16 protein-coding genes are annotated in these 16,062 nt (G+C 72.5%); 7 read left to right on the top strand and 9 right to left on the bottom strand.

Features of this window, described 5'->3' with window-relative positions:
- Window positions 1-2 precede the first annotated feature (2 nt).
- Window positions 3-1,343, top strand: a complete 1,341-nt coding sequence (locus tag AB0K17_RS00730) for a hypothetical protein (protein WP_365981663.1) — start codon at window positions 3-5, stop codon at window positions 1,341-1,343.
- 214 nt (window positions 1,344-1,557) lie between these two features.
- Here AB0K17_RS00730 and mgtA read toward each other — a convergent pair whose 3' ends face one another.
- Window positions 1,558-4,092 (bottom strand): magnesium-translocating P-type ATPase, encoded by a 2,535-nt coding sequence (gene mgtA, locus AB0K17_RS00725; RefSeq protein ID WP_365981662.1) that lies wholly within the window; start codon window positions 4,090-4,092, stop codon window positions 1,558-1,560.
- On the bottom strand, window positions 4,076-4,402 hold the full coding sequence (locus AB0K17_RS00720) for a metalloregulator ArsR/SmtB family transcription factor (protein ID WP_344437389.1): 327 nt from the start codon (window positions 4,400-4,402) through the stop codon (window positions 4,076-4,078). The genes mgtA and AB0K17_RS00720 overlap by 17 nt, the downstream gene beginning before the upstream one ends.
- 220 nt (window positions 4,403-4,622) lie before the next feature.
- Here AB0K17_RS00720 and AB0K17_RS00715 point away from each other — a divergent pair, with 220 nt between their 5' ends.
- Window positions 4,623-4,892, top strand: coding sequence for a GlsB/YeaQ/YmgE family stress response membrane protein (locus tag AB0K17_RS00715; RefSeq protein WP_365965277.1), 270 nt, complete (start codon window positions 4,623-4,625; stop codon window positions 4,890-4,892).
- Between the two features lie 46 nt (window positions 4,893-4,938).
- On the opposite strand, the gene AB0K17_RS00710 is transcribed toward AB0K17_RS00715, so the two are convergent.
- Together AB0K17_RS00710 and sodN are read right to left on the bottom strand one after the other, a co-directional pair.
- Window positions 4,939-5,580: an HAD family acid phosphatase gene (locus AB0K17_RS00710; protein ID WP_365981661.1), complete on the bottom strand. Its 642-nt coding sequence runs from the start codon at window positions 5,578-5,580 to the stop codon at window positions 4,939-4,941.
- 130 nt (window positions 5,581-5,710) lie between these two features.
- Window positions 5,711-6,106, bottom strand: a complete 396-nt coding sequence (gene sodN / locus AB0K17_RS00705; protein ID WP_344437265.1) for a superoxide dismutase, Ni — start codon at window positions 6,104-6,106, stop codon at window positions 5,711-5,713.
- A 154-nt stretch (window positions 6,107-6,260) separates the two neighbouring features.
- On the opposite strand from sodN, the gene sodX reads away from it, so the two are divergent.
- Window positions 6,261-6,713, top strand: a complete 453-nt coding sequence (gene sodX, locus AB0K17_RS00700; protein WP_365965357.1) for a nickel-type superoxide dismutase maturation protease — start codon at window positions 6,261-6,263, stop codon at window positions 6,711-6,713.
- Here sodX and AB0K17_RS00695 read toward each other — a convergent pair.
- Window positions 6,605-7,246 (bottom strand): CGNR zinc finger domain-containing protein, encoded by a 642-nt coding sequence (locus tag AB0K17_RS00695; protein WP_365965275.1) that lies wholly within the window; start codon window positions 7,244-7,246, stop codon window positions 6,605-6,607. The genes sodX and AB0K17_RS00695 overlap by 109 nt on opposite strands.
- Before the next feature lie 148 nt (window positions 7,247-7,394).
- Between AB0K17_RS00695 and AB0K17_RS00690 the strand changes: the two genes are divergently transcribed.
- Together AB0K17_RS00690 and AB0K17_RS00685 are read left to right on the top strand one after the other, a co-directional pair.
- Complete coding sequence (locus AB0K17_RS00690) at window positions 7,395-7,739, top strand: hypothetical protein (protein WP_365981660.1); 345 nt, start codon at window positions 7,395-7,397, stop codon at window positions 7,737-7,739.
- Window positions 7,740-7,753: 14 nt separating this feature from the next.
- Entirely contained in the window at window positions 7,754-8,107 is a 354-nt protein-coding gene (locus tag AB0K17_RS00685) for a hypothetical protein (RefSeq protein WP_365965273.1), read from the top strand.
- A gap of 54 nt (window positions 8,108-8,161) precedes the next feature.
- On the opposite strand, the gene AB0K17_RS00680 is transcribed toward AB0K17_RS00685, so the two are convergent.
- From AB0K17_RS00680 to AB0K17_RS00670, 3 genes are all read right to left on the bottom strand, one after another.
- On the bottom strand, window positions 8,162-8,923 hold the full coding sequence (locus AB0K17_RS00680; RefSeq protein WP_365965271.1) for an amino acid ABC transporter ATP-binding protein: 762 nt from the start codon (window positions 8,921-8,923) through the stop codon (window positions 8,162-8,164).
- Window positions 8,920-9,813 carry an amino acid ABC transporter permease gene (locus AB0K17_RS00675; RefSeq protein ID WP_365981821.1) on the bottom strand — a complete coding sequence of 298 codons (894 nt, stop codon included), beginning with the start codon at window positions 9,811-9,813 and terminating at the stop codon, window positions 8,920-8,922. Before AB0K17_RS00675 ends, AB0K17_RS00680 begins: the two co-directional genes overlap by 4 nt.
- 864 nt (window positions 9,814-10,677) lie before the next feature.
- Window positions 10,678-11,649 carry an ABC transporter substrate-binding protein gene (locus AB0K17_RS00670; RefSeq protein ID WP_365965270.1) on the bottom strand — a complete coding sequence of 324 codons (972 nt, stop codon included), beginning with the start codon at window positions 11,647-11,649 and terminating at the stop codon, window positions 10,678-10,680.
- A gap of 576 nt (window positions 11,650-12,225) precedes the next feature.
- Here AB0K17_RS00670 and AB0K17_RS00665 point away from each other — a divergent pair.
- Entirely contained in the window at window positions 12,226-13,437 is a 1,212-nt protein-coding gene (locus AB0K17_RS00665) for an NADP-dependent malic enzyme (protein WP_344437271.1), read from the top strand.
- A 73-nt stretch (window positions 13,438-13,510) separates the two neighbouring features.
- On the opposite strand, the gene AB0K17_RS00660 is transcribed toward AB0K17_RS00665, so the two are convergent.
- Window positions 13,511-14,875, bottom strand: a complete 1,365-nt coding sequence (locus tag AB0K17_RS00660; protein ID WP_365965269.1) for a hypothetical protein — start codon at window positions 14,873-14,875, stop codon at window positions 13,511-13,513.
- A gap of 218 nt (window positions 14,876-15,093) precedes the next feature.
- On the opposite strand from AB0K17_RS00660, the gene AB0K17_RS00655 reads away from it, so the two are divergent.
- Window positions 15,094-16,056, top strand: a complete 963-nt coding sequence (locus AB0K17_RS00655) for a zinc-binding dehydrogenase (RefSeq protein WP_365965268.1) — start codon at window positions 15,094-15,096, stop codon at window positions 16,054-16,056.
- Window positions 16,057-16,062 lie beyond the last annotated feature (6 nt).

Here is a 16,062-nt window from a genome sequence, read left to right as displayed (position 1 = left end):
CCATGCCCGCCACCGCCGTCCCCCGCGCCGTCCACCGGCTCGTGACCCTCCTCGCGGTCCTCCTCCTCGCGGCCGGCACGGCACTGTGCGGCCCCGGCGCCCACGCTGCCGGCGGGCTCGACACCGTGGCCGAGGCCCTGCGCAAGAACCCCGTCTTCGTCGACCCCCGCGCCGCCGGCCAACTGCCCCCGGCCGACGCCGACGCCCTCGCCCGGAAGATCAAGGACGCCGACAAGCCCGTCTTCGTCGCCGTCCTGCCCGACGCGCCCGAGTACCCCCGGGCCACCGTCCTGCGCGACCTGCGCACCAAGGTCGGCCTCGCCGGCGTCTACGCCGTCCACCTCGGCGACGCCTTCAACGCCGCCGCCGACCGCAGCGTCATGTCCCGCAACGCCGTCACCAACCTCGTCGGCTCCGTCCGCCGCACCGACGGCGACACCAACGCCCAGCTGAACGCCTTCGTCGACGAGGCCACCCGCACCGCCCGCGGCCACGCCCCCGGCTCCTGGGGCGGCAGCGGCAAGGGCGTCGGCACCACCGGCCTGATCACCGGCGGCGCCCTCGTGGTGGCCGGCGGCGCCGGCGCCTACGCCCTCTACCGGCGCGGCCGGCGCAAGCGCGAGGAACGCGAGCGCGCCGAGCTCGACGCCCTGCGCGTCGTCGTCGACGAGGACATCACCGCCTTCGGCGAGGAACTCGACCGGCTCGACTTCTCCCCCACCGAGACCGGCGCCACCGACGAGATGCGGGCCGACTACAGCCGGGCGCTCGACGCCTACGACGAGGCCAAGTCGAAAATGGCGGCCGCGAGCAAACCGGACGACGTGCGCGGCGTCACGGCGACCCTGGAAGAGGGCCGGTTCGCCCTCGCCACCCTCGCCGCCCGGCGCACCGGGACGCCCCTGCCGCAGCGGCGGCCCCCCTGCTTCTTCGACCCGCGGCACGGGCCCTCCGTACAGGACGTCCAGTGGGCGCCCCCCGGCGGCGCCCTGCGTACCGTGCCGGCCTGCGCGGCCGACGCGACCCGGCTGGCGAGCGGGCAGGAGCCGATGGCGCGCGAGGTGCAGACCGCGTACGGGCCGCGGCCCTACTGGGACGCGGGACCGGCGTACGCGCCGTGGGCCGGCGGCTACTTCGGCGGCGGCCTGCTGCCCGGGCTCCTCGTCGGCACGATGCTGGGCGGCATGCTCGGCGGCTCCCCCGCGTACGCGGCTCCGCCGGCGGGGCCGGAGGGCGGCGACTACACGGGCTCGGACTACAACCCCGACGACTTCGGGGGCGGCGGCGACTGGGGCGGTGGCGACGGGGGAGGGGGCGGCGACTTCGGCGGCGGCAACTGGTAGCGCCTGCGGCGGGCTGATCCCCAGCCCCGCCCTCTCCCCGTCTCCCGGGGGCAAGCCCCCGGACCCCTGGGGGTGCCCCGTAGGGGCGCGGGGCAGTATCGATCTGCGGCTGCGCCGCGTGCGCGCGACAAGCCACGACGCGTCCGCAGATGCGTCGGCTGCGGGCCGTCGGTGGCCGATCGCGCAGTTCCCCGCGCCCCTTACGGGGCACCCCCTAGCGGCGGCGCGCCACCGCCAGCGCGCACCCGTAGACGGCGAGAACCGCACCCAGCGCCCCGTAATACGGCACCGGCAGCGGGGCCATCCCCAGCGCCGCCCCCGCCGGGGACGCCGGCAGCAGGAGCCCCGCCAGCGCCAATCCTGCAACCGCCGCCCGCAAGGGCCCCGGCAGGCGCCCCGTGCGGAGCAGCACCATCACCATCGCCTGCGTCAGCAGGTTCTCCGTGAACCACCCCGCATGGAAGACCCCCTCGTCCCCCGCCGCCAGCACCGCGAACGTCGCCACGTCCGCCGCCGCGTTGAGCAGGCCGAAGCCGGTCACGAACCGCAGGAGTGCGCGGGGGCGCAGGACGGCGGGGGTGGCGGCCGCCGCCGGGCCGGGGCGGTCGAAGGCCAGGGCGAGCTGGGCCGTGTCGAAGAAGAGGTTCTGGACGAGGACCTGCGCCGGCAGCATCGGCAGGAACGGCAGCATGAGCCCGGCCGCCAGCATGGCGATGACGTTGCCGATGTTGGAGGACAGGGTGATCCGCAGGTAGGAGCCGATGTTGGCGGTGCTGCGCCGGCCGGTGACGATGGCCCGGTCCAGGGCGGTGAGGTCCTTGGCGGCGAGGACGACGTCGGCGGCCTCGCGGGCCACGTCGACCCCGTCGCGCGGGCAGACGCCGACGTCGGCGGCGTGCAGGGCGGCGAGGTCGTTGACGCCGTCGCCGAGGAATCCGGTGGTGTGCCCGGCGCCGCGCAGGGCGGTGACGACGCGGGCCTTGTGGGCGGGGGTGCAGCGGGCGAAGACGGTGGTGGTGGCGGCCAGCCGCATGAGGGCGGCGTCGTCGAGGGCGTCGATGCGGTCGCCGGTGACCGCATCGCCGGGTGCGAGGCCGAGTTCGTGGCAGACGCGTACGGCCGTGCCGGGGTGGTCGCCGGTGAGCACCTTGACGGTGACGCCGTGCCGGGCGAGGGCGGCGAGGGCCTCGGCGGCGCCGGGGGCGGGCGCGTCGCGCAGGGCGAGGAAGCCGGTGAAGGTGAGGTCGTGTTCGTCGGCCTCGGTGTAGGGCCGCTCGCGGGCGGGTCGTTCGGCGCGGGCGACGGCGAGGACGCGCAGTCCTTCGGCGGCGAGGCCGGCGGCGCGCTGCCGGTGCCGTTCGCGGTCGGCCGCATCGAGGGCGCACCGGTCGAGCACGTCCTCGGGGGCGCCCTTGACGACGAGGGTGTGGGTGCCGGCGAGGGCGAAGCGGGGGTCGCCGGGGCGGCGTACGACGGCGGTGGCCAGGCGCCGCCCGGGTCCGCAGGGCAGTGCGTCGACGCCTTCGTACGGCAGGTCGTCGAGGTCGCCGGGGCAGGCGTCGAGCACGGCGTCGTCGAGGGCGTCGGGGACGGGCAGTTCGGCGAGGTGGAGCGTCCACAGGGCGCCGAGGGCCGCCCAGCGCAGGACGTCGTCGTCGGGGTGGCCGGCGGCGTTCTCGGCGAGGGCGAGGACGGGCCGGTTCTCGGTGAGGGTGCCGGTCTTGTCGACGCACAGCACGTCGGCCGCGCCGAGGTCGTGCAGGGCGGGCAGCCGGCGGACGACGACCTCGCCGCCGCGGGCGAGCAGGGCGGCGCCGCGGGCGAGGGAGGCCGTCACGATCACGGGGAGCATCTCGGGCGTGAGCCCGACGGCGACGGCGACGGCGAAGGGCAGGGTCTCCAGGCCGCGGCCGCGCACGAGGGCGCCGGCGACCAGGGCCAGGGGGGCGACGAGCAGCATGAACCGGACGAGGGTCCAGGCGATGCCGTTGACCGAGCGGTCGAAGGGGCCGGGCGGGCGCCGGCGGGGTGCGCCGGAGAGGGCGCCGGAGAGCAGGGTGCGCCGGCCGGTGGCGACGACGACGCCCGTGCCGGTGCCGGAGACGACGCTGCTGCCCTGGAAGCACTGGTGGGGCAGGTCCAGGCCGGTCGCCGCGGGGTCCTGCGAGGCGGTGCGGGCCGTCTTGGCGATGGGGGCCGACTCGCCGGTGAGCGCGGCCTCGTGGACGGTCAGTCCACGGGCGCGCAGCAGGTGCAGGTCCGCGGGGACGAGGTCGCCGGGGGCGAGCAGCACGACGTCGCCGGGCACGAGCTGGTCGACGGGCAGTTCGCGCACCTCCGGCGCCGAGGTGTCGGTGGCGCGGCGGCGTACGGTCGCGGTGCTGGCGACCAGCTCGCGCAGGGCGGCCGCCGAGCGGTCGGCGCGGTGCTCGCCGGTGGCCCGCAGCACGCAGCTGACCGTGACCAGGACGCAGATGACGAGGGCCGTGCCCCAGGAGGCCAGCAGCGCCGAGACGACGCCGAGGCCGAGCAGGACGGCGGTGAAGGGGTCGCGCAGGCTGCGGGCGAAGCGGTGCGGCCAGGAGGCGGGGCGGCGGCCGGGCAGGGTGTTCTCGCCGTACCGGCCGATCCGCTCCTCGGCTTCCGCTTCCGTCAGGCCGCGGGGCCCGCTGGCCAGGGCGCGCAGCACCTGCAGGGTGGTGCCGGTGCCCGGGCCGGGCGCCGCGGAGGACTCAGGCGCCCAGACCACGGAGGCGTCCGGCGGGGGCGCCGGCGTCCGCGCCGGCCCGGCGGTCGGCGAGCTGGCCGACCATGAGGCGGACGATGGTCACGACGTCGGGGTCGGCCACCAGGTACACCACCCGCCGCCCCTCGCGCCGGGACCGCACGAGCCCCGCGAGCTTGAGCTTCGCCAGGTGCTGGCTGATCGCCGGCAGCGCGCCGCCGACCCGCTCGGCGAGGGCGCTGACGTCGCTCTCGCCCTGGGCCAGCGCCCACATCAGGTGCAGCCGGGCGGAGGAGGCGAGCAGCCCGAAGGCCGCGGCCGCCTCGGCCAGCAGTTCGGCCGACGGGTCGCAGAGGTCGTCGAGGGAACCTCCGGCGCCCTTGGCGTTGCCGAAGCTCCCGACGCCTGCCGTCACTGTCGCACTCCCCTCCCCGGGATTCCGCTCGCCCGGGCGCGCCCCAGTCTAGGCACCCGCCGGGGCGGGGCGGTCCGACATGCTCCGCCGACGGGATGGGAAGGGTGTACCGACAGGAAACGGCCGCAAGGGGGAGGGCATGGAAATTGCGGGACTTGTCAGTGCGATCGTGATCGGTGCCTTCATCGGCGTCCTGGGCCGGCTGGTGGTGCCGGGCCGGCAGCGGGTCGGGCCGGCCGCCACGGTCCTCATCGGCATCGCGGCGGCCTTCCTCGGTGCCCTGCTCTGCCATCCGCTCGGCCTGTACGACACCAAGGGCATCACGTGGGCGGTGTGGCTGGTGCAGATCCTGCTGGCGGCGGTGGGCATCGCCTGGTACGACCGGCGCCGGGCGGGGCCGCGGTGGTGAGCGGGGCGGCGCGGGCCGGTCGGGGGAGTCGGGGGACGCGGGGGAGTCAGGAGAGCTTGCCGTCGTAGTCCGGCAGCTTGAAGGTGCGCTCGGCGTGGCCGCCGGAGAGGTCGGTGTCGTGGTTGCCGATGTTGGCGACGACCGTGTAGCCCTGCGCCTCGATCGCGGCCCTCTTGGCGGTCTTGTAGGTGCTCACGTCGTGGAAGAGGTCGGGGAGGTGCCGGACGTACAGACCGTCGACGGGGTAGCCGACCGTGCGCAGGTTCCACTCGGTGTACCCGTCGAGGATGCCGGGGCGCGCCGTGACGAAGAAGACGGCGACGCCGCGCTCGTGGGCGTAGCGGGTGAGCTCCAGGACGGGGCGGATCGCCGGCGTGGGTACGGCCGCCCAGTGGAAGTCGGTCTCCAGCGAGCTGTTGTCGATGTCCAGGACGATGGCCGGCCGGGTCCCGTCGGGGTGGGCGGTGCGCTCGGTTATGTACGGCTTCGCCCGGTCGACGACGGCCTGGACGTCCCGCTGCCAGACCGCGTAGTCGACGCCCTTGAGGCCGGCGGGGCCAAAGGTGCGGGCGTCGGCGGTCTGCGGCGCGGCGGCCTGCGCGGGGGCGGTGGCGGCCCCGGCGAGAGTCAGCGCGAGGGCGGCCACGGCGGCCGCGGCCGCACGGCGGGTCCTGATCATTGCGGTCATGCGTGGCATGCTCACGATCAAGAATGGCGTCGTGGGAACGCCCGCCTGAACCGCAGATGTACGGTGCGGGGCACGGCAAGGGCCCGGCCGCCGTGCGGCGACCGGGCCCCTCGTACCGCAAGTACCGCGCTCAGGCCTTCTTGGTCTCCCAGAAGATCCTGTCGATCTCCGCGATGAGCTCCAGCGCCTTCTCGCCCGTCTTCGGGTCCGTCGAGGCCTTTGCCGCGCTCAGAGCCTTGAGCGTGTCATTGACCAGCTGGTGCAGCTGCGGGTACTTCTCGAAGTGCGGAGGCTTGAAGTAGTCGCTCCACAGCACCGAGACGTGGTGCTTGGCCAGCTCGGCGCGCTGCTCCTTGATGAGGATCGCGCGGGCGCGGAACGCCGCGTCCTCGTTGGCCTGGTACTTCTCTTGGACTGCCTTGACCGATTCGGCCTCGATCCGGGCCTGTGCCGGGTCGTAAACGCCGCAGGGCAGGTCACAGTGTGCACTGACCCGCACCTTGGGGGCGAAAAGGCGGGAGAGCATGAGCTGTCCTTCCTCGTGATCGTCTTCTCAGGTGCGAGATTACTCGGTGCGGGAAGGCTTTTCTCGGGTGCCCCGGGGGGCTTGGGACGAAAGTCCGGTGTCAGTCTGGGACCGGAGGCGGAACGGACGCGGAGGTGCCGTCGTGCAGGAGCAGCTGGACGAGCGCGGGCAGGAGCTGGAGCGCGAGCATCGGGGGCTGCTGCGCATCGGCCTGGCCGAGGTCTACAACCCGTCGATGGTGCCCACCCTCAACCCCGGCGACCAGCTGCTGGTGCAGTACGGCGGGGTGGTGCGTCCGGGTGACGTCGTGGTCCTGCGGCACCCCTTCCGGCAGGACCTGCTCATCGTCAAACGCGCGGTGGAGCGGCGCGAGGGCGGCTGGTGGGTGCTGGGGGACAACCCCCTCGTCGAGAACGACAGCCGGGAGTTCGGCACCGTCCCGGACGAGTTCGTCGTCGCCCGCGCCCTGCTGCGGATGCGCCGCCCGCCCGCGCGCGGTCAGCGCTCGGCGACGGCCGTGCTCTCCTGGCTCGCCTCCGCCGTACGGCCGCTGCGCTCCGCCGCCTCGCCCGCCCGGGCGCTCTCCAGGCGCTTGCGGGCCCGGTAGGCGGCGACGTTGGCCCGCGTGGCACAGCGGTCGGAGCAGTAGCGGCGGGAACGGTTGGTCGAAGTGTCCAGATAGGCGTTGCGGCACGGCGGGGCCTGACAGATGCCCAGGCGCTCCACGCCGTGCTCCGTCAGGTGCACCGCCAGCCCCATGCAGGCGGTGGCCGTGTACGACGCGCCGGCGTTGGCGGCGTGGTCGGCGATGTGCAGGTGCCACTTGGGGCGCCCGTCCTCGTCCCGGTACTCGTGCCCCGAGATCTGGGGGCTGACGGGGAAGTCCATCAGCAGCGCGTTCAGCAGGTCCACCGCCCGCACCTCCTCGCCCCCGGCGGCCGCCTCGAAGACGGCCCGCAGCCGCCCGCGCACGGCCCGCAGCCGTGTCAGGTCCCCGTCGGTCAACCGCCGTGCGGTCTGCGAGCCGGTCCCGAACAGCGCCCGCACCGCGTCCAGCGAGGTCAGCGTGTCCACTCCGCGCGCGGGCTGCTCGGTATTGACCAGCCGCACGGCGTAGTCCGAGTACAAGGCCAGTTCCACTTTCACTTCCCCAGTCGCGCCGTAATGGCTGCCGCTATATCGAGGTTATTACACATGGTTGGCAGCTTGCTGCAACGACCGTGGAGAGCCTTCCGGGGGCGCCCCCACCATGAACGCGTTTTCGCATCCGCTGTCGAAGGAGAATGCGATGCGCCTCATGAAAACCGTCCGCCTCGGCGCGGTCGCCGTTGCCGCCGCCGCGGGCCTGGGGCTGGCTGTGGCCCCGGCCCATGCGTCGACCACCACGCTCCACAAGGTCGAGTGCAACCAGAGCGACAAGTCCCAGCTCCAGTTCTGGCAGATCGTGACCCCTTGGCCGCAGACCTGCTTCGCGGGCCACGGCGACCTGAACGTCAGCCTCTCCCAGTTCGCCCTGACTCCGGGGAACAACACCGGCTACCTCGTGTACCGGGACGGCACGAAGAAGACCTTCACCGCCGGTGAGCCGAAGTTCGGCCTCAAGGGCGAAGTCATCCACATCCACGTCAACTGAACACGGAGAACACGATGAACACGAAGAACATCATGAAGTCCGTCCGTCTGGGCGCCGTCGGCCTGGCCGCGGCCGCGGGCCTGGGGCTCGCCGCGGCCCCGGCGCAGGCGTCGACCACGCTGCACAAGGTCACCTGCGACGCGAACGACACCACCCAGCTGAAGTTCTGGGGCTTCGTCTCGCTCTTCCCGACGGCGTGCTTCTCCGGCTCCGGCGACCTGGACACCAGCGTGTACGTGACGTCGTTCGTCCCCGGCAGCCAGTCCGGTTACGTCGTCTACGAGGACGGCACGAAGAAGTCCTTCAGCGCGGGCACCGCGCGCGTCGACGGCGCGTTCAAGAACGTCGTCCACATTCACACCAACTGAACAAAAATGCGGGGGTACGGGCCGTCCGGCCCGTACCCCCGCATTTCGCTGCCGTCAGAGGACCTTCGACAGGAACGCCTTCGTGCGCTCGTGCTGCGGCTTGGTCAGCACGTCCCGCGGGTGGCCGGACTCGACCACCACGCCCTGGTCCATGAAGACCACCGAGTCGCCGACCTCACGGGCGAAGCCCATCTCGTGCGTGACCACGATCATCGTCATGCCGTCCTCGGCGAGGTCGCGCATCACGTCCAGCACGTCGCCCACCAGCTCCGGGTCCAGCGCCGACGTCGGCTCGTCGAAGAGCATCAGCTTCGGCTCCATCGCCAGCGCCCTCGCGATCGCCACCCGCTGCTGCTGGCCGCCGGAGAGCTGGGAGGGGTAGTTCTCCGCCTTGTCGGCCAGGCCCACGCGGTCCAGCAGCTTCTTCGCCCGCTCCCGGGCCACCGCCTTGGACTCGCCCTTGACCTGGACCGGCGCCTCCATGACATTCGCCAGCGCCGTCATGTGCGGGAAGAGGTTGAAGCGCTGGAACACCATGCCGATGTCCCGGCGGTTGCGGGCCACCTCGCTGTCCTTGAGCTCGTAGAGCTTGTTGCCCTGCTCCCGGTAGCCGACCAGCTGGCCGTCCACGTACAGCCGGCCCGCGTTGATCTGCTCCAGGTGGTTGATGCACCGCAGGAACGTGGACTTGCCGGAACCCGAGGGGCCGATGAGGCAGAACACCTCGCGCGGCGCGACCTCCAGGTCGATGCCCTTGAGGACCTGCACGGCGCCGTAGGACTTGTGGACGCCCTCGGCCTTCACCATCGCGTTCATGCGCTGACACCTCCGGTGGTGCGGTTGCTGAAGGAGGCTGCGTTCTTGAGGTTCTGCTTGACCTTCTGCCACGGGGTCAGCGGCAGAGTACGCAGCGAGCCCCGGGCGTAACGCCGCTCCAGATAGAACTGGCCGACGCTGAACACGCTGGTGAGGATCAGGTACCAGGTGGCGGCGAGGAAGAGCATCTCCACCGTGGCGCCGGTGGTCTGACCGATGTCGGACGTGGAGCGCAGCAGCTCCAGGTACTGGGCGGCACTCGCCGCCAGCGACGACGTCTTGAGCATGTTGATGAACTCGTTGCCCGTCGGCGGCACGATCACCCGCATCGCCTGCGGCAGCACGATGCGACGCAGCGTCCTGCCCTGGCTCATGCCGAGCGCGTGCGCGGCCTCCGTCTGCCCCTCGTCCACCGACTGGATGCCGGCCCGCACGATCTCCGACATGTACGCGGCCTCGTTCAGGCCCAGGCCGAGCAGCGCCGCCATGAACGGCGTCATGAAGTCGCTCATCTCGTCCCGGTAGATCGGACCGAGATTGATGTACGGGAAGATCAGCGCGAGGTTGAACCACAGAAGCAGCTGGACGTAGACCGGGGTGCCCCGGAAGAACCAGATGTACAACCACGAGACGGACGACGTCACGGGATTCTTCGACAGCCGCATCACCGCCAGCACGATGCCGAGCACGAGGCCCAGCAGCATGGCCAGCAGCGAGATCAGCACGGTCTTGCCCAGACCGGACAGAACCGAGGAGTCGAACAGGTAGTCCGGGATCGCGCTGTAGTTGACGTTGGCCGTGGCGAAGGCGTTCACCAGCAGCCCGAGAAGACCGAGCACGACGACGGCCGAAACCCAGCGGCCGTAGTGCCGCACGGGAATCGCCTTGATCGCCTGCGGCTCACCACTGTCGGCGTCGGCAGCGGGCGCCTTGGCGGCGCCGGGCCCATCACCCTTGCCGCGGCCGCCTGCGGCGGCCTTGGCGGCCTTGCCGCCGTCCTTCTCGGCCGCAGCCGAAGCGGCACCGGCCTTGTCCGCGTCCGCGGCCTTGGCCTCGGCGGCATCCGCCGGCTCGGCTTCGGCTTCGGCGTCGCCCGCCGCGTCCGTGGCCTTGGCGGCCGTCTTGCCGTCCGCCGCGGCAGCCACCGGCTTGTCCGCCGCGTCGGCGGAGTCCCCGGCCTCACCGGCCGCGCCGGCGTCCGCCGGCTTGGCCTCGGCCTCGCTCGCCGCGTCCCCGGCATCGCCGGACGCGTCCGTGGCCTTGGCGGCCGTCTTGCCGTCTGCCGCGTCGGCGGGGGCCTCCGAGGCACCGGGCTCGTCCGCCGCCGCCTCGGCGGCCTCGGCGTCCTTGGCCGAGCCATCGGCCTTCGCTGCCTCGGCGCCTTCGGCCGTGGCGGCCGAGCCGTCGGCCTTCGCCGCCTCGGCGGCCGGGCCGTCGGCGTCCTTGCCGGCTTCGCCGGCCTCGGCGGTCTCGTCAGTGGCGGCCTTCGCCGCGTCGGTTGCCTTGCCGGCTTCGCCGGCACCGGCGGCCGCCTTGCCGGCCTTCGCCGCGGCAGCGGCCCCGGCGGCCTTGCCGGCTGCGCCGGCCCCGGCTGCACCGTTCGCCTTGCCGGCTTCGCCGGCCTTGGCTTCGCCGGCTGCGGCTGCGGGAGTCGGCTCCTTGCCGGCCTTCGCCGGCTGTGGCTCCTCGGGGGAGGGGGAAGAAGTCACGGGTGGTGCCTTTCAGCAGTTCCGTACGAGGGCGAGGGGGCGGGCTCAGGAACCGCCGTTGATCTTCACTTCCTTGATGGCGCCGGCGTCGACGCCCCAGGTCTTGACGACCTTCTCGTACGTACCGTTCTTGACGATCGCCTCGAGCGCCTCCTTGAGGGCGTCCCGGAGCTGCGCGTTGTCCTTCGCGACAGCGATGCCGTACGGCGCGGCCTCGACCTGGTCGCCGACGATCTCGAAGTCCTTGCCGCCGCCGGAGGTCTTGACCGCGTACGCGGCGACGGGGAAGTCGCTGGAGACGGCGTCGACGCCGCCCGCCTTGAGGCGGGTCTGTGCTTCGAGGTCGGTGTCGAAGGCCTCGATGCTGATGCTTCCCTTGTCGTCCTTCTCGCACTTGTCGGACTGGGACTTGGCCAGGTCATGGGAGACGGTGCCGCGCTGGACGGCGACCTTCTTGTCGCACAGGTCGGCCCAGCCGCCGATCCCCTTGGTGTCGCCCTTCTTGGTGTAGAGGGAGACGCCGGCGTTGAAGTAGTCGACGAAGTCGACGCCCTCGCCGACCTTCTTCTTGGTCTTGGAGTCGACGCCTTCCTGCCGGTCCTTGGTGTCGGTCATCGCGGACATCGCGATGTCGTAACGCTTGGATCGCAGTCCGGTCAGCAGGGCGTCGAAGGTGCCGTTGTTGAACTCGACCTTGACCCCGAGTTCCTTGCCGAGGGCGGCGGCGATGTCGGGGTCGATGCCGACGACCTTGCCGTCCTGCTTGAACTCCACGGGCGGGTAGGCGATGTCGGAGCCCACCTTGATGACCTTGGAGTCCTGGATCTTCTTGGGGAGCTTGGCGAAGAGCGGGGCCTGGGAGCCGGCGGCGGTCTGGCCGGCGCCGTTGCCGGTCGTGGTCTTGTCCCGCTGGTCGCCGCAGCCGGTCAGCAGCAGGGTGCCGGCGACCGCGATCGCGCCGGCGGCGGCCAAACGACTCCTGGCGGCTGCCGGGCGGGGGGTGGTGCTTGCGGTCATTGCTCGTTCCTCCTGCGGTCGAGGGGGTATCCGACGGGTAACTCGGCAATCACGCGAAACACGGCTCGAGGGGGCGAGCACACTTCCTCGTGCGCCGCGACCTCGTGCGGTCTGCGCATCTTGCCATCCGGACTGCCCCATTCGGGGGGCCAGCCATGTCAAAATCGGATAACGGGTGATCGGCTTTCGTTACCAGCCGGTTCACACCTTTTATGGAGCTGTATCGCTTCTGTTCGACTTCCGGCGGGGAGACCCACCTCACGCCCGCGCCGTCTCACTCCGTGGACGTTCGGCCGTTTCCCGTCACCAGTTCACACGTTTCCGGCCCGATCCGGTGCGGGAGCCGCGTCACACACAGCCGGAACTCACTCGTCGGCCGTAGCGCTCTTCCGGTAGAAAGACCAGTTACACCCCTCACCCGGGGCCCAGGGCGCGCGTGTGCGGCGCGCCCGGTGTCCGTACGCGCCCGGTCATTCGCTGGTCATCCGCCGGCCGGGGCCCGGACACGTGCCCGACCCGCTCCCTCATCCCCGGAGCGGTTACCCTCGACGGCAATCGACAAAGGGGTCAAGAACAGTGTCAGCGGAGATCGTGAATCCTCGCAGCGACAGCGGTCCGGACGAAGAGCGCCAGGAGCTCTTCGACCCGGCGTTCGCGCTGCACCGGGGCGGCAAGATGGCGGTCCAGGCGACCGTCCCCGTGCGTGACCGGGACGACCTGTCCCTCGCGTACACGCCGGGCGTCGCGAAGGTGTGCAGCGCGATCGCCGAGGAGCCGGAGCTCGTGCACGACTACACCTGGAAGTCCCAGGTCGTCGCGGTGGTCACGGACGGCAGTGCGGTCCTCGGACTGGGGGACATCGGTCCGGAGGCGTCGCTGCCCGTGATGGAGGGCAAGGCCATCCTCTTCAAGCAGTTCGGCGGGGTGGACGCGGTCCCGATCGCCCTGGACTGCCGGGACGTGGACGACCTCGTCGACACCGTCGCCCGCCTCGCCCCCTCCTTCGGCGGCATCAACCTGGAGGACATCTCGGCGCCGCGCTGCTTCGAGGTCGAGCGCCGCCTGCAGGAGCGCGTCGACATCCCCGTCTTCCACGACGACCAGCACGGCACCGCCGTCGTCACGCTCGCCGCACTGCGCAACGCCGCGCGTCTGACGGGCCGCACGCTGGGCCAGCTGCGGGCGGTGATCTCGGGCGCCGGTGCGGCCGGCGTCGCCATCGCCCGGATCCTGGTGGAGGCGGGCATCGGCGACGTCGCCGTCTGCGACCGCAAGGGCATCGTCTCCGGGGACCGCGAGGACCTCACCGACGTCAAGCGCGAGCTCGCCGGCTTCACCAACAAGGCCGGTCTGTCGGGCCCGTTGGAGACGGCGCTGGACGGCGCGGACGTCTTCATCGGCGTCTCCGGCGGCACGATCGCCGAGGCCGCCGTCGCCAAGATGGCGAAGAACGCGCTGATCTTCGCGATGGCCAACCCCACGCCGGAGATCCACCCGGACGTCGCGCACAAGTACGCGGCCGTCGTCGCGACCGGCCGCAGCGACTACCCGAACCAGATCAACAACGTCCTCGCCTTCCCCGGCATCTTCGCCGGTGCCCTGCAGGTGCGGGCCTCCCGCATCACCGAGGGCATGAAGCTCGCGGCCGCCGAGGCGCTGGCCGCCGTGGTCGCCGACGAGCTCAGCGCGGACTGCGTGATCCCCTCGCCGTTCGACGAGCGGGTGGCCCCGGCCGTCACCGCCGCCGTGGCCGCCGCGGCCCGCGCCGACGGCGTCGCCCGGCGCTGATCAGCCCGTTGTGACGTGGTGACGTGGGGCCGGACCGCTGTGCGGTCCGGCCCCACGGTCGTTCACGGCGGATTCACCGCAGACGCCGTACGAACGCGTCGTACGCCTTGTTGGTGTCACCCGGCACCATGTTGTCCGCATCGCAGGTGAAGAGCGCGACGCGTCCCGCCCGGTCGACGCCCTCGAGGAAGGAGCTCCCGTTCGGCGGGCCGCCGTCCCGCGTGACGCTGACGCGCTCGGTCGTACCCCGCACCACGTCCCGCACGAAGACGTCCTGCGTCGTGCCGCTGTCGCCCGGCACCAGGTTGGAGGCGGTGGAGACGAAGAAGACCCGGCGGTTGTCGGCGCTGATCGCGAGCCCCGGCACCCCGTTGCCGTTGGACGGGGACCCGTCGTACGCCCGGCTGATCATCTGTACGTCGCCCGTCCGCAGGTCGCGCAGGAACGTGTCGGTCAGGCCGTTGGTGTCGCCGGGCACCACCTCGCTCGAGACGGCGTTGAACAGCGCGTGCCGGCCGTCCGGGCTGATGACGGGCGCGCCGATCACCCCCACCTGCAGGCCCTTGTAGCTCTTGGACGCCACCTCGGTGCGCCGGGCGCGCATGTCACGTATGTAGAAGATGCGCGGATGCGGCCGGTGCAGCTCCGCCACGCCCGCCGCGGCGTCGTCGCCGGGCGCCAGGCCGCCGAAGCCGAGGAAGCCGACGCGGCTGCCGTCCGCACTGATCGACGGCGACATGCTGAAGGTGTCGGCCTGCCCGCTACTGGCGACGCTGACCCGTTCGGTCGTGCCCCGCACCCGGTCCCGTACGAAGATGTCCTGCTTGCCGTTGGTGTCCCCCGGGACCAGGTCGCTGCGGGTGGAGGCGAATGCGACGAACCGCCCGTCGTGGCTGACCGCCGGGGACGTGGTGTTGGCCGCCGTCCCCGCCGGGCTCGGGACGAGGACCTTCGTGCGGCCCGTCACCAGGTCGTGCACGAAGACGTCCTCGCTGCGCTCACCGGTGTTGCGGCCCGGCGCCAGGTTGGTGGCCATGGACTCGAAGACCACGTACCGCCCGTTGCCGCTGATGACCGCGGACCACGACGCGTCGTTGCCGGCCGAGCCGTCGGGAGCGGTGCTGATGCGCTTCAGCCTGCCGGTCGCCAGGTTCCGTACGTACACCTGTGCGGTGCCCTTGGGGTTGCCGGGCAGCAGGGTGCGCGCGTGGGAGGTGAAGACCACCAGCCGGCCGGACGCGTCCACGCTCTCCCCCCGGCTCTCGCCGTCGCCCTGCTCGCCGCCGGGTCCCACGCTCACCCGTTCGACGAGGGCCCGCGGTGCCTGCTGCGCGGCGGTCGCCGGCGCGAGCGGCAGCCCCGCCACGCAGGCCCCCAGTGCCGCGGCCGCCACCACGATGCGTCTGCGCCGCCACCCCCGGCGCGTCCCGTCCCGCATGTCCGCCCCCTCACCCGGGCCCCGGTGGCCCGCCGAGGACGCAGCCAACTCCGTGCGGGGGACACCGGTCAATGCGGCGGTGACGCTTCCGCGCGGGGTTACGTCCGTTGCGGCAGCCGGACGTGGACGGCGTGGGCGGAAGCGCGCGGCGGACACGCGGCGCGCGTCACACATCCGACCGGTTCCGCCGCGCACCGGCATCCCGCTAGGTTCGGATCATGTTCGCCGCCTACGCCGCACGCATCGACCGCGACCAGCCGCTCAACGGCCTCGAACTGGGCGAGCGCCCCGAGCCCGAGGCGCGTCCCGGCTGGACGATCGTCAACGTCAGGGCCGGCTCGCTCAACCACCACGACCTGTGGTCGCTGCGCGGCGTCGGCCTCGGCGAGAAGGCCCTGCCGATGATCCTCGGCTGCGACGCCGCCGGCGTCGACGAGCACGGCAACGAGGTCGTCCTCCATTCGGTCATCGGCCAGAGCGGGCACGGCGTCGGGCCCGACGAGCCGCGCTCGATCCTCACCGAGCGCTACCAGGGCACGTTCGCCGAGCAGGTGGCCGTGCCCACCTGGAACCTGCTGCCCAAGCCGGCCGAGCTCTCCTTCGAGGAGGCCGCCTGCCTGCCCACGGCCTGGCTGACCGCCTACCGCATGCTGTTCACCAACGCGGGCGTGCGCCCCGGCCAGAGCGTCCTCGTCCAGGGCGCGGGCGGCGGCGTGGCCACGGCCGCCATCGTGCTGGGCGCCGCGGCCGGCCTGCGCGTCTTCGCCACCAGCCGCGACGAGGCCAAACGCCGGCGCGCCGTCGAACTCGGCGCCGAGGCCGCCGTCGAGCCCGGCGCCCGGCTGCCGCACCGCGTGGACGCGGTGATCGAGACGGTCGGCGCCGCCACCTGGTCGCACTCGGTGAAGTCCCTCAAGCCGGGCGGCACCCTGGTGATCTCCGGCGCCACCAGCGGCCCCAACCCGCCGGCCGCCGAGCTCAACCGCATCTTCTTCCTCGAACTCAAGGTGGTCGGCTCCACCATGGGCACCAAGGACGAGCTGAAGGACCTGATCGACTTCTGCGTCGCCAAGGGTGTACGCCCCCTGATCGACACGGTCCTGCCGCTCGACCGGGCCCGTGAAGGCTTCGAAAAGATGTCCACTGGCGACCTGTTCGGGAAGGTCGTCCTGACGGTATGACCGGGG

This window comes from Streptomyces sp. NPDC049585, assembly GCF_040675615.1.
GTDB lineage: Bacteria > Actinomycetota > Actinomycetes > Streptomycetales > Streptomycetaceae > Streptomyces > Streptomyces luteosporeus.
Note: the sequence above shows the minus strand (reverse complement) of the source record. Positions and strands in the feature narration are given on the sequence as shown.